Source organism: Geobacter grbiciae (assembly GCF_018531165.1).
In the GTDB taxonomy this organism is placed as follows: Bacteria; Desulfobacterota; Desulfuromonadia; order Geobacterales; family Geobacteraceae; genus Geobacter; species Geobacter metallireducens.
In genome coordinates this window covers 251,573-263,815 of the sequence record NZ_JAHDIW010000003.1, presented here as the reverse complement: position 1 = coordinate 263,815, position 12,243 = coordinate 251,573, and the positions used below count along the sequence as shown (strand labels likewise).

General features: G+C 62.0%; 15 protein-coding genes. 8 read left to right on the top strand and 7 right to left on the bottom strand.

Features of this window, described 5'->3' with window-relative positions; genetic code table 11:
* Positions 1 to 37: 37 nt before the first annotated feature.
* Together polA and KJB29_RS06700 are read right to left on the bottom strand one after the other, a co-directional pair.
* Positions 38 to 2,716, bottom strand: coding sequence for a DNA polymerase I (gene polA, locus KJB29_RS06705; protein ID WP_215733918.1), 2,679 nt, complete (start codon positions 2,714 to 2,716; stop codon positions 38 to 40).
* Positions 2,713 to 2,898 (bottom strand): DUF4177 domain-containing protein, encoded by a 186-nt coding sequence (locus tag KJB29_RS06700; protein ID WP_004514475.1) that lies wholly within the window; start codon positions 2,896 to 2,898, stop codon positions 2,713 to 2,715. Before KJB29_RS06700 ends, polA begins: the two co-directional genes overlap by 4 nt.
* 275 nt (positions 2,899 to 3,173) lie before the next feature.
* Here KJB29_RS06700 and KJB29_RS06695 point away from each other — a divergent pair, with 275 nt between their 5' ends.
* Both KJB29_RS06695 and KJB29_RS06690 read left to right on the top strand, forming a co-directional pair.
* Positions 3,174 to 3,347 carry a hypothetical protein gene (locus KJB29_RS06695; protein ID WP_004514476.1) on the top strand — a complete coding sequence of 58 codons (174 nt, stop codon included), beginning with the start codon at positions 3,174 to 3,176 and terminating at the stop codon, positions 3,345 to 3,347.
* 134 nt (positions 3,348 to 3,481) lie between these two features.
* Positions 3,482 to 3,925: an Hsp20/alpha crystallin family protein gene (locus KJB29_RS06690; RefSeq protein ID WP_215733917.1), complete on the top strand. Its 444-nt coding sequence runs from the start codon at positions 3,482 to 3,484 to the stop codon at positions 3,923 to 3,925.
* A gap of 70 nt (positions 3,926 to 3,995) precedes the next feature.
* Here the strand turns inward: KJB29_RS06690 and larE are convergent, their stop codons facing one another.
* The 5 genes from larE to KJB29_RS06665 all read right to left on the bottom strand — a co-directional run bounded on the left by larE (position 3,996) and on the right by KJB29_RS06665 (position 7,125).
* Positions 3,996 to 4,811 (bottom strand): ATP-dependent sacrificial sulfur transferase LarE, encoded by an 816-nt coding sequence (gene larE / locus KJB29_RS06685; RefSeq protein ID WP_215733916.1) that lies wholly within the window; start codon positions 4,809 to 4,811, stop codon positions 3,996 to 3,998.
* 85 nt (positions 4,812 to 4,896) lie between these two features.
* Entirely contained in the window at positions 4,897 to 5,820 is a 924-nt protein-coding gene (gene cysK / locus KJB29_RS06680; RefSeq protein WP_215733915.1) for a cysteine synthase A, read from the bottom strand.
* A gap of 15 nt (positions 5,821 to 5,835) precedes the next feature.
* Positions 5,836 to 6,300: an RrF2 family transcriptional regulator gene (locus KJB29_RS06675; protein ID WP_215733914.1), complete on the bottom strand. Its 465-nt coding sequence runs from the start codon at positions 6,298 to 6,300 to the stop codon at positions 5,836 to 5,838.
* 126 nt (positions 6,301 to 6,426) lie between these two features.
* Entirely contained in the window at positions 6,427 to 6,828 is a 402-nt protein-coding gene (locus KJB29_RS06670) for a cytochrome C (protein ID WP_215733913.1), read from the bottom strand.
* A gap of 87 nt (positions 6,829 to 6,915) precedes the next feature.
* Positions 6,916 to 7,125 carry a hypothetical protein gene (locus tag KJB29_RS06665; RefSeq protein ID WP_215733912.1) on the bottom strand — a complete coding sequence of 70 codons (210 nt, stop codon included), beginning with the start codon at positions 7,123 to 7,125 and terminating at the stop codon, positions 6,916 to 6,918.
* A 151-nt stretch (positions 7,126 to 7,276) separates the two neighbouring features.
* On the opposite strand from KJB29_RS06665, the gene dapF reads away from it, so the two are divergent.
* From dapF to KJB29_RS06635, 6 genes are all read left to right on the top strand, one after another.
* Positions 7,277 to 8,125, top strand: coding sequence for a diaminopimelate epimerase (gene dapF / locus KJB29_RS06660; protein ID WP_215733911.1), 849 nt, complete (start codon positions 7,277 to 7,279; stop codon positions 8,123 to 8,125).
* 90 nt (positions 8,126 to 8,215) lie between these two features.
* Positions 8,216 to 8,635 carry an HIT family protein gene (locus KJB29_RS06655; protein ID WP_215733910.1) on the top strand — a complete coding sequence of 140 codons (420 nt, stop codon included), beginning with the start codon at positions 8,216 to 8,218 and terminating at the stop codon, positions 8,633 to 8,635.
* Between the two features lie 19 nt (positions 8,636 to 8,654).
* A complete protein-coding gene (locus KJB29_RS06650) occupies positions 8,655 to 9,512 on the top strand; it encodes a deoxyribonuclease IV (protein ID WP_215733909.1) in 858 nt (285 codons plus the stop codon).
* Positions 9,513 to 9,515: 3 nt separating this feature from the next.
* Complete coding sequence (locus KJB29_RS06645) at positions 9,516 to 10,337, top strand: nitroreductase family protein (protein ID WP_215733908.1); 822 nt, start codon at positions 9,516 to 9,518, stop codon at positions 10,335 to 10,337.
* A 135-nt stretch (positions 10,338 to 10,472) separates the two neighbouring features.
* Positions 10,473 to 11,816 carry a hypothetical protein gene (locus tag KJB29_RS06640; protein WP_215733907.1) on the top strand — a complete coding sequence of 448 codons (1,344 nt, stop codon included), beginning with the start codon at positions 10,473 to 10,475 and terminating at the stop codon, positions 11,814 to 11,816.
* 14 nt (positions 11,817 to 11,830) lie between these two features.
* Entirely contained in the window at positions 11,831 to 12,232 is a 402-nt protein-coding gene (locus tag KJB29_RS06635; RefSeq protein WP_215733906.1) for a phosphate ABC transporter substrate-binding protein, read from the top strand.
* Positions 12,233 to 12,243 lie beyond the last annotated feature (11 nt).

Genomic DNA, 12,243 nt, shown 5'->3' with positions numbered 1-12,243 from the left:
TCAATCCCCGTTTGCCCCTGCCGGACTCCGGCATGGCCTAGTGGGCCTCGCTCCAGTTCCTGCCGTGGTTTATGTCCACCTTCAGCGGGACGCGGAGAGCCACGGCGTGCTCCATCTCGTGTTGCACGAGCTGTTCCATGGCAACCACCTCGTTCTCGGGCACCTCGAAGACCAGTTCGTCGTGAACCTGCATGATGAGCCGGCTCCCCACACCGTCGCGCCGCATCCGCGCCATCACCTTCACCATGGCCTCCTTGATGATGTCGGCGGCGGACCCCTGGATGGGGTAGTTGACGGCGTTGCGCTGGGCAAAGGCCCGGATGTTGCCGTTGGCGCTCTTGATGTCGGGGATCGGGAGCCTGCGCCCCAGGAGCGTGGTCACATGCCCCTTCTCCTCCGCCTCCCGCATGCAGCCGTCCAGGAACGCCCGGGCGCCGGGATGGCGGGCGAAGTAGTTGTCGATGAACTCCCTGGCCACTTTTGTTGCGATGCCGAGCTGCCTGGCGAGACTGAAGGCCCCCTGGCCGTAGATGACCCCGAAGTTGATGGCCTTGGCCTGGCGCCGCATCTCCGGGGTCACCATCTCGGGGAAGAGGCCGAATACCTCGGCGGCAGTGCGGGTGTGGATGTCCTCGTCTTTGGCAAAGGCGTCGCAGAAGACCCGGTCCCCAGACAGGTGGGCCAGGACCCGGAGTTCGATCTGAGAGTAGTCGGCGGAAAGGAGCAGGTGCCCCTCCTCGGCGATGAAGGCCCGGCGGATCCGCCGTCCCTCCTCGGTCCGGACCGGGATGTTCTGCAGGTTCGGCTCCGACGAGGAGAGCCGCCCCGTGTTGGTGACGGTCTGGTTGTAGGAGGTATGGACCCTTCCCGTGGCTGGCTGCACCAGCTTGGGGAGGGCGTCGGTATAGGTGGATTTGAGTTTGGCGAGCCCCCGGTACTGGAGGATGAGGGCCGCGATCTCGTGGCCCGCCTCGGCCAACCGCTCCAGTTCCTCCACGTTGGTGGACCAGCCGGTTTTGGTCTTGGTCTTCTTGCCGGTGGGGAGCTTCAGCTTCTCGAAGAGCACCTCCCCGAGCTGCTTGGGGGAGTTGAGATTGAAGGGCTCCGGAGCGAGCCCCGTGATCCGCCCCTCCAGTTCCGCCAGCTGTTTCCCGAAACCGGCGGAGAGTTCCCCGAGAAGCGGCAGGTCCAGCTTCACCCCTGCCAGCTCCATCTCTGCCAGGATCGGCACCAGGGGCATCTCCACCTCGTCGAAGAGGCGCGTCATCCCCATTTCAGCAACCCGCGGCAGAAAGAGACGCTGGAGGAGCCACGCGGCGTCGGAGTCCTCGCAGGAGTAGATGGAGGCCTTCTCCACCGGCACCTGGGCGAAGTTCACCTGTTCCTTCCCCTTCCCTGCCACCTCTTCGTAGGAGATCATCTTGTGGTCCAGGTGCTCCACGGCCAGGGAGTCGAGGCCGTGGCCGGAGCGGACCGGGTTCAGGAGGTAGGAGGCCACCATGGTGTCGCACCAGACCCCGGCAAGCTCGATGCCGTGGCGCCGGAAGACCTGGTAGTCGTACTTCAGGTTCTGCCCCACCTTGCGGATTTTCGGGTCGATGAGGAGGGGCGTCAGGGCGTCCAGCACCCGCCGGCGGGGGAGCTGCTCCGGCGCCCCCAGATAGAAGTGCCCCACCGGGATGTAGCATGCCTCGTGGTCCCGGTAGCTCAGGGAGATGCCGACGATCTCCGCTTCCAGGGGGTTCAGGCTCGTGGTCTCCAGGTCCACGGCAAAGGTGCCGGCAGCCTTCAGGTCCGTCAGGAGCGCCGGGAACTCCTCGTCGGTGGCAATGGTCCGGTACTGTTCGGTGGAGAGGGTCGCCTCGCTGGTCAACTCCTTCATGAGGGTGGTGAAGCCATACTGCTTGAAGAGCTCGGCAAGCCGCCGGTTGTCGGGGGAGGATGCGGCGAAGGTCGCAAAGTCGAACGCCATCGGCACGTCGCGCACGATGGTGGCCAGTTGCCGGGAGAGGCGGGCCTGGTCGGCAAACTCCCGGAGCTTCTCCCCGGTCTTCCCTTTCACCTCGCCAGCCCGCTCCAGAAGCGTGTCCAGGGAGCCGAACTCCTGGATCAGCTTGATGGCGGTCTTCTCGCCGATGCCGGGAACGCCGGGGATATTGTCGGAGGTGTCACCGGCGAGGCCGAGGATGTCGATCACCGCTTCCGGCCCGACGCCGAACCGCTCCCGCACCTCGGGGATGCCCGAGGCCTTCTCCTTCATGGTGTCGAGGAGCGTGACCCCCTCGCTCACGATCTGCATCAGGTCCTTGTCGCCGGTGACCACCACCGCCTCCATCCCCCGCTCCTCGCACTCCCGGGCGATGGTGCCGATGATGTCGTCGGCCTCGTACCCCGCCAGCTCCAGCACCGGGATGTTGAAGGCCCGGACCATCTCCTTGATGGGGGCGATCTGGGGGACGAGATCGTCGGGCATGGCGGAGCGGTTGGCCTTGTAGTCGGGGTAGAGCTCGGTGCGGAAGGTGGTCCGCCCCGCGTCGAAGACCACGGCGATATGGTCGGGGCGGCGGTCCTTGATGACCTTGAGGAGCATCTGGGTGAAGCCGTAGAGGGCGTTGGTGGGGAACCCCTTGGGGGACGAGAGGTGCCGGATGGCGTAGTAGGCCCGGTAGATATAGGAGGAGCCGTCGATGAGGTAGAGGGTCTGTTTCCCGGTCATGGCGCCACCTCCCGTTCCTCCCGCGTGAAAAAGACAAAGGCCATGGCGGGGCGCCGGCTCGCATCCCGCATGGCGAACTGCATCCCGTCGAACCGCCACCCCTTGGCGGTCCACTCGTTGAGGATCTCCTCCAGGACATCCTCGGTAACCGTATTTATCTCAACAACCTTGTATATGGGCATTGCGCACCTCTTTCATTGTTCTCCTCTGAGCCTCGCAGGATAGTAGCCCATATCGCGCCGTCCATCAAGGCATAAGGCCCTGCGGAAAGACAATGCCATCACCCCGTAACTCATTAATAATGCTGACAAAATTTTAATTTTCCGTCAATTGCATCTCCTGGATGCCATGGTATCATGGAGTCACACAGAAGAAAGGAGGTGCCCAGAGGGATTTCTCATTGTGGACCAACCGGCGCGCCCCACGGCGTGCCCATCAACGACACGAGGTGTGCGGTATGATGGAAAAAGAAAACGAAACGATCGAAAAGCTGGCTGAAGACGCTGAAATCAACCTTTCCACCGACTACGACAAGAGGGACCTGAAGGAACGGCGGGGGGTGCAGAAGGGGAATCTCTACGACGGTTCCAAGAAGCTCAAGCACAGCGTGCCCAAGGGGAAGCGGGTCTGACAGCCTGACAATGAAATAGCAGCACTGATGCGGAAATGAGGGGGGAGGAACGCAAACGGGCGTCCTCCCCCCTTGACTGTGGCGGATGAGTGATTATGTTATGGGTAACACAACCACCAGGAGGTGCATGAACCATGGCAATCGTCAAGTACACCCCGTTTGGGGACCTCAGGAATCTGCAGGAGCAGATGAGCCGGCTTCTGGACATGGCGTGGAGCAGAGAGAGCGGCGAAGAACTCCGCGAAGGGGTATGGCAGCCGCCGGTGGACATCTTCGAGGATGAAAACGGCGTCGTCATCAAGGCCGAGCTCCCCGGCATCGACCAGAAGGACATCGAGGTAAAAATCGAGGACAACACCCTCACCATCCGGGGCGAGCGCAAGCACGACCAGGAAGTGAAGAAGGAGAACTACCATCGGGTTGAGCGGTACTACGGCTCCTTCATGAGGAGCTTCTCGCTCCCCACCACCATCGACCGCGATACCGTCAAGGCGGTCTGCGACAAGGGAATCCTGACCATAACCCTTCCCCGGCGCGAGGAAACCAAGCCGAAGCAGATCAACGTGGAAGTGAAGTAAAGCCGGGACCAGGGATCGGGGACCGGAGACCGGGGACCGGCAAGAATCAAAAGATTTTCCCGGTCCCTGGTTACTGGTCCCCGGTCCCCAGATTCATGCTTCCCGTGCGGTACCCCTCCAGATCCAGCGCCACGTAGGTGAATCCCGCCCCCTTGAAGAAGGCCGCCACCTTCCGGCGCATGGCCGGTTCCAGAAAGCGCGCAATCTCCGCTTCGCCCAGCTCGATGCGGGCCGTGTCACCGTGGTAACGGACCCGGTACGTGGAAAACCCCTCCCCCTTCAGGAACTCCTCGCACTCCCCCACCTGCCGGAGCCGCTCCGGCGTGATCTCGGTTCCGTAGGGGAAGCGGCTCGACAGGCAGGCAAAGGCCTGCTTGTTCCACGTGGGAAGCCCCAGCTCCCGCGAAAGTTGCCGGATATCCTCCTTGCCGAGCACCGCCTCCAGGAGTGGACTCCGGACGCCGAGCTCCTGGATCGCCTGCCGGCCGGGACGGAAATCGGAGAGGTCATCCACGTTGCTCCCGTCGGCCGCCCAGGCGAGCCCCTGCTCCGCAGCCCGTGCTCCGGCCAGTTGGAACAGCTCCTTCTTGCAATGGTAGCAGCGGTTGCGGGGATTCCCGGCAAAACCGGGGATCTCCAGTTCGTTGGACTCCACCACCACCTGCCGGACACCTATCTCCAGGGCCAGGGCCACCGCCTCCCGGAACTCGGAGTCGGGATAGGTGGGAGAGGTGGCGGTAAAAGCCACGGCCCGGTCGCCCAGGACATCATGGGCAACCCGGAGGAGGAACGTGGAGTCGACCCCGCCGGAGAAGGCAACCAGCACCGACCCCATCTCCCGGAGAATGGTTTTGAGTTTTTCGTACTTTTCGTGAACCGCGTCCATGGAACTCCCGTGAAAAACAAAAGCCCCGAAACGGGGCGATTGATGGAGGGCACCCGCGACGGGTGCCCTATTCATGTTAGAGGCACTAGTCGAACACACCCGTCGAGAGGTACCGCTCCCCGGTGTCGCAGAGGATTGTCACCACGCTCTTGCCCGGTCCCAGCTTCTTCGCCACCTGGAGGGCGGCAAAGACGTTGGCGCCGGAGGATATCCCCACGAGGACCCCTTCTTCCTGGGCCAGGCGCCGGACGGTTTCGTAGGAGTCCTCGTTGGTCACCCGGATCACCTCATCGTAGACCTTCGTGTTGAGCACGTCGGGGACGAAGCCGGCGCCGATCCCCTGGATCTTGTGGGGACCGGGCTGGCCGCCGGAGAGGATGGGGGAGGAATCAGGCTCCACCGCCACGATCCGCACGGCGGCGTTGTGCCCCTTCAGCACCTCGCCGACGCCGGTGATGGTGCCGCCGGTCCCTACCCCAGCCACGAAGGCGTCGATGCTCTGGCCGCTGAGGGCCCTGACGATCTCGGGTCCGGTAGTCCTGCGGTGCGCCTCCGGGTTCGCCCCGTTCGTGAACTGCTGCATCATGATGTGCCCCGGCTGGGCGGCCAGCTCTTCCGCCTTCTGGACGGCCCCGCGCATCCCCTGGGCCCCCGGGGTCAGGATGAGCTCGGCCCCGTAGGCTGCCAGGAGCCTGCGTCGCTCCACGGTCATGGTGTCGGGCATGGTGAGAACGAGCTTGTATCCCTTGATGGTGCAGATCATGGAGAGGCCGATGCCGGTATTGCCGCTGGTGGGCTCCACCACGGTCATACCCGGCTTGAGAGAGCCGTCTTTCTCGGCCGCCTCGATCATCGCCAGGCAGATGCGGTCCTTCACGCTGCCGCCCGGGTTGAAGAACTCCGCCTTGCCGTACACGGCCGCGGAACCGGGCGCCTCAAGCTTAGCCAGACGCAGCAGCGGCGTGTTGCCGATCTGCTCGATTACCTTGTCGCTGTCAAATACCGGCATCTCTGTCTCCTTTTCTCAGATGAAATACATGAAGCGGTGATCCTGCTCCCGCTTGATCCCCATGGACTGACCCCGGTCGCACAGATCCTTCACCGTGATGGCCGAAAAATACTCCACAAGCCTGCTGCTTGCCTCGCACCAGAGCTCTTGGGTGACGCACGTGCCGTCGAAGCCGCACTCGACTTTTTTCTTCCGCTTATTGGTACACTCCACAAGGTTCATGTCCCGCTCCGTCGCGAGCAGAACATCGGCCACCGTGATCTCCTCGGGCTTCTTGGCGAGACAGTATCCCCCCTGGGGCCCTCGCTTGCTCTTGAGGAGGCCGGCCCGCTTGAGCCCCTGGAAAATCTGCTCCAAATACCGGGGCGAGACACCCTGGCGCCGGGAGATGTCCTGAACCTGAGCCGGGAGATTTCCGGCATTATAGGCTATATCGAAGATTGCCCGCAGACCGTAGCGGCTTTTCGTCGAGAGCTTCACACGATCCTCCTTAAGCGTTTTATGCCACTATACGTTCCTTTACCTACGGCGTCAAGAATATAAAGAACCAGACAAAGTATTTCCACAGAAACATGACCGGTATTTCCGGGGAGAAGGAGAGTATTTTTACTGCATATGGCAGGTCATACAGAGGCTGCTGGCGGCAGGATCCACGGCCAGATGATGGGGGGGAGGATTGTTGAGGTTATGACAGGAAATGCAGACGACCATCCCGTCCACCAACTCGATTCCCGCCTCCCGGAGGGACTCGACGGGCCGGTACGCGGCTTCGCGCCCCGGCGGAGGGTAGCGGCGCATGACAGGGTGGGGGGTCCTGAACGAACAGTTCTCGCGGCAGTAGGCGACATCCTTTGCGATGGTTCCGTCGTGGCAGGCGACGCACTCTTCGAAGCTTGCGCGCCGGTCGACCATGGCGCCGTAATGGTCGACCGTTTCGGCGCGGGCAGACGCCGAACCCGTCGACAGCACCACCGCCACTGCCAGACCTGCGGATGTGATGCGGTTCACCCCATGACGGCACCTCTTCAGCGGAATCGTACCCGACAAGGATACCACGGGGCCGGCCATCCGCAACGGCCCCGCCGCGCCCGCATCTCACCAGAACGTCTGAGGAGGCTCCACCCTGCCGAGGTACTTGATCTCGCCGTCTTCCACCTTGAAGCTGTCGCCGATCGAATTGACCCAGGTGTCGCCCTCCTCGAGGGGAGACGGAACCTCGCGCCTCCCCAGGTACATCTCTTCTTCGCCCACGTAGGCGAACCAGTCCAGGTTACCGGTCATCCAGATCTTGTTTTTGAGTTCCATGGGAACATGCCTCCAATAAATATTTATACGCATCATACTCAAGAATCGGCGACGCGGTCAAGGAGGGGAGATTTTTCCTTGTTGGCAACGGACGTTTCTGGTATTTCTACCGGGATTCGATTCACTTTCTTCAATAACGAGGGGAACTTCCATGAAATTTACCAAGATGCACGGCGCCGGCAACGACTACGTCTACGTGAACTGCTTCGAGGAGCGGGTCGACAACCCGGAGCAGGTTGCCATAAAGGTTTCCAACCGCAACTTCGGCATCGGCTCCGACGGCCTCATCCTCATCATGCCCTCCGACAGGGCCGACGTCCGGATGCGGATGTTCAACTCCGACGGCTCCGAGTCGGAGATGTGCGGCAACGGCATCCGCTGCGTGGCCAAGTACGCCTACGACCATGGCATCGTCTCCAAGAAGGAGATCACCGCCGAGACCGGCGCCGGCATCCTGACGCTGCAGCTGGTGCCCGGTGCCGACGGCACAATCGAGAAGGTGCGGGTCAACATGGGCGTCCCCCGACTGAAGCGGGCCGAGATCCCCATGGCGGGCGAGCCCGCCGACGGGCAGATCGTCAGCCAGCCCCTCAACATCCTCCACACCACCTTCAACATCACCTGCGTCTCCATGGGGAACCCCCACTGCGTCATCTTCGTGGACGACGTGGAGAGCTTCCAGGTGGAAAAGTACGGCCCCCTCATCGAGAACCACGAGCTCTTCCCCCGCCGCACTAACGTGGAGTTCGTCCAGATCATATCCCGCACCGAGGTGCGCCAGCGGACCTGGGAGCGGGGCGCCGGCGAGACCCTGGCCTGCGGCACCGGCGCCAGCGCCGTCTGCGTGGCCGGAGCCCTCAACGGACTCACCGAGAAGAAGATCCTCAACCACCTCTCCGGCGGCGATCTGGAGCTGGAGTGGGCCGAAGACGGCTTCCTCTACATGACCGGCCCGGCCACGGAGGTCTTCTCCGGCGAGATCGACCTGGCAAAGCTGTAATTCCGGCTGACACGACCACAGAATAAGGGCCAAAGGCGGATCGGGAGTCAGTCCCGGCTCCCTTTGGCCCTTCGTCCTTGGAGGTACCCCATGTCCACCTGCCCCATGTGCACCAAATGGCACGACGAACCGCCCCTGCGTATCGCCGAACTGGAGCACACCCTCGTCATGCTGAACCGCGACCAGTTCTTCCCCGGCTACACCTTCGTCTTCACCAGGGAGCACGTCACCGAGCTCTTCCACCTGGACCGCGACATCCGCCAGGGGATCATGGATGAGGTCACGGCCGTGGCCACGGCCCTTTATACCATCTTCCGCCCCGCTAAAATGAACTACGAACTCCTCGGCAACATGGTCCCCCACATGCACTGGCACCTGGTTCCCCGCTTCGAGACCGATCCCCTCTGGCCCCGCCCCATCTGGAGCGAGCCCCACAGTGAGGTGATTCTCAGTGATGGGGAGTATGCGGAGCGGATCGAGCAGATCAGAAACCAGCTTCTCACTGCGTAGCAGAAAGAAAGGCATTTATATGGATTATTTCGGCGCCCACATGTCCATCGCCGGCGGCCTCCACAACGCCCCTGACCGGGGGGTGAAGGTGGGGTGCGGCGTCATCCAGATCTTCACCCAGAACTCCAACCAGTGGCGGGGGAAAATCCCCAGCGACTCCGACGTGGCCCTCTTCCGGGAGAAGTGGGCGGAATCGGGGCTCCACGAGATCATCTGCCACGACATCTACCTCATCAACCTGGCCGCCACCCCGGGAGAGACCCGGGACAAGAGCCTCCTCTCCTTCCGGGAAGAGATGGAGCGCTGCGCCCGTCTCGGCATCACGAAGATCGTCATGCACCCCGGCTCCCATGTGGGCGAGGGCGAGGAAACCGGCATCCGGCGCATCTGCGAGGCCTTCGACGCGCTCATCCCCGCGGTCCCCGAGTTCACCGGCAAGATCCTCCTGGAGACCACCGCCGGCCAGGGGACAAACCTGGGGTATACCTTCGAGCACCTGCGGGCCATCATCGACGGCTCCGCCAACCCCGACCGCTTCGCCGTCTGCTACGACACCTGCCACACCTTTGCCGCCGGCTACGACATCACCACGCCGGAAGGATACCGGCAGGTCTTCGCCGATTTCGACCGGATCATCGGCATCGACCGGCTCCAGTGCTTCCACATGAACGATTCCAAGAAGGGGCTCAACTGCCGGGTGGACCGCCATGAGCACATCGGCAAGGGGGCCATGGGGCTCGAAGGGTTCCGCTCCCTGGTGAACGACCCGCGTTTCGCCAACGTCCCGAAAATCCTCGAAACCCCCAAGGGAGACAACGACGAGTTCGACGGCATGAACCTGAAGACGCTCCGGGGACTGATGGCAGGAAAGAACTGAGCGATGCCCGACCTGATCGTAACCGGCTCCCTCTGCACCCGCTGCGGCGCCTGCGTTGCCACCTGTCCCGCGCGGATTATCGAGCTGCCGAAGGGTGGGGAGGTGCCGCGCTTCACTGCCACTGGGGAAGCGCGCTGCATCATCTGCGGCCACTGCGAGGCGGTCTGCCCCACCGCCGCCCTGACGGTGAACGACCCCCGCCTTGACCCGACTGTGCCTCCACCACCCGAAGCCCCGCTCCCCCCTGAGATTCTGGATGCCTACCTGAGGATGCGGCGCTCCATCCGGCGTTTCCGGACCGAGGCGGTGCCCCGTAAGACCATCGAAAGCCTTCTGGACGTGGTCCGCTACGCCCCCACCAGCAGCAACAGGCAAGCCGTCAGGTGGCTGGTCATCCACGACACCGCTGAGGTGCGCCGGCTCACCGGACTCGTCATCGACTGGTTCCGCTCCCGATTGGCGGACCCCTCCTGTCCGAACCGCACGACCCTGGCAGCGATGATCCGCTCCTGGAACAATGGCAGCGATCCCATCTGCCGCAATGCCCCCCACCTGGTCATCCCCTGCACCCCCCGGCAGCATTCGCTGGCCCCCTTCGACGCCACCATAGCCGCCGCCCATCTGGAAATCGTAGCGCCGGCTCACGGCATCGGCACCTGCTGGGGAGGCTACTTTCAGATGGCCGCCGAGGTGTGGGAACCGCTGCGGCTTGCCCTGAACCTCTCCGATGGGTACTATCCCGAATGCGCCCTGCTTCTCGGCTACCCCGCGACCACCTACCACCGCCCCCCCAAACGCAACCGCCTCGACGTCACCTGGCGCTGAGGAGTTCTCCCGGCAGTCCCAAGGCCGTTACCGGCATCTATTTTTTCTCAAGTATTCCTCGTTTTCGGCCGAAACTAATGAATAGACAAGTTGAACCACGCACTACAGCTAAATGATCAAAAACCGGGGGTCAGGATGGGTTGGAACCTGTTCAAAGGGCGAATTCGCCTTTCGTTACTTGCAGCTGCCATCGTATTTTCGTTTCCTTTCCAGGTGTGGGGCGGGAGCGCTGCTCCCTCCGAAGCGGAGCGGATCAGCGACCTGGAAAAACGCCTGGAGGAGCATGCAAAAATAATCGAGAAACTTGTGGAACGAATCCGGGAACTGGAGAAGAAGCCCCCCCAGGATAGCCAGGAACCGGTTGCAGCGGCAGGTGCTTCTTCGCCGCCGGTGGTGGCCGTGGCGAATGCCCCGGCGGCCAGTGGAAGCGATTTGTCGATGTTCGAGGATGTCACGTGGCTCCACGGCTTTGCCGATGTCGGCCTCACCTACAGCGGGCGGCATCAGGGCGATGACGCGAAGAGAAAGGGTTTTTCCGTCGGAGCGCTGGACTTCTATCTGACTCCCCATCTGGGACCCCGGGTCAAGGGCCTTGCGGAACTGATTTTCGAGGTGAATAACGACGGCGAAACCATGGCGGAGCTGGAAAGGCTTCAGATCGGCTATTCCTTCAATGATTATCTCACGCTCTGGGGCGGTCGATATCACACCCCCCTGGGCTACTGGAATACCACGTTTCACCACGGAAAGCAGATCCAGACGACAATTCTGCGCCCTAAATTCCTTGATTTCGAGGAAGATGACGGCGTGCTCCCGGTGCACATGACAGGGTTGTGGGGTTCCGGAACGGCGTGGCTGGGCGACGGGAAGATGAATTATGATCTGTATGTGGCGAATGGCCCGAAAATAAAAGACATAACCACCGGGGGAGACGGAAGGCTTGAACCGAATTCATTCACCGATGACAACCACAATCTGGCTCTGGGATTCAATGTCAGTTACGACTTTTCGGGCGCGCTCGACGGCCTGAGGCTTGGCGCCCATGGACTCCGCACCGATGTGGACGGTTATGATTCGGCCGATCAGCGCCTGAGCCGCTCCGAGCTGAATATTCTCGGCGGTTACGGGATATACACCTCCAATGACTGGGAGATTATCGGAGAGTTCTACCAGTTTCTCAACCGCGACCGGTCCGGTGGCAGCGGGTATCATTCCAGTGCCGCCGGCTTTCTGCAGGCGGGCCGGCTCATTGGCAGCTTTACCCCCTACGCCCGGTTCGAGTTCGCTTCCCTTGACCAGAAGGACAATTATTTCAGCAGGCTGAAGGAGGGTTTCTCTTACCGGCGCGGCCTTGCAGGGGTTCGCTTCGACCTGAGTCCGAAGACGGCGCTGAAGGTGGAAGGAAACCATACGCGCATCCTGAACCGTGAGCATGACGACTATTTCGAGATAAGTTCCCAGCTCGCCATCCATTTTTAAAGAGAGAGCTCAGCATGATGGCACGATGCCTGGTTTTATTCACCGTCGCCCTGCTGGCCGCAAGTCTGGCTGGACCGGCGCGGGCCGAGATCTTCGTCGTGAGCAATAGCGGCACATCCCTTGACTCCGATGAAATATTCGATGTGTTTCTCGGCGGCAAGCAGTTCAGCGGAGACACAAAACTGGTTCCCGTAGACAATGCCGCTGCCCACGAAGAGTTCCTGGCCAAGGTATTGCGGATGAGCCATTCGCGATATACCGCACTCTGGATACGAAAGTCGTTCAGGGACGGTACCCGCCAGCCCCCCGTGAAGGCCGGTGATGCTGAAACCATTGAATTCGTGCGGAAGACACCCGGAGCGGTTGGCTATGTGAGAGTCCCCCCCAAAGGGCTCAAAGTTATCAGGTCCTATTGACGGGCAACGAT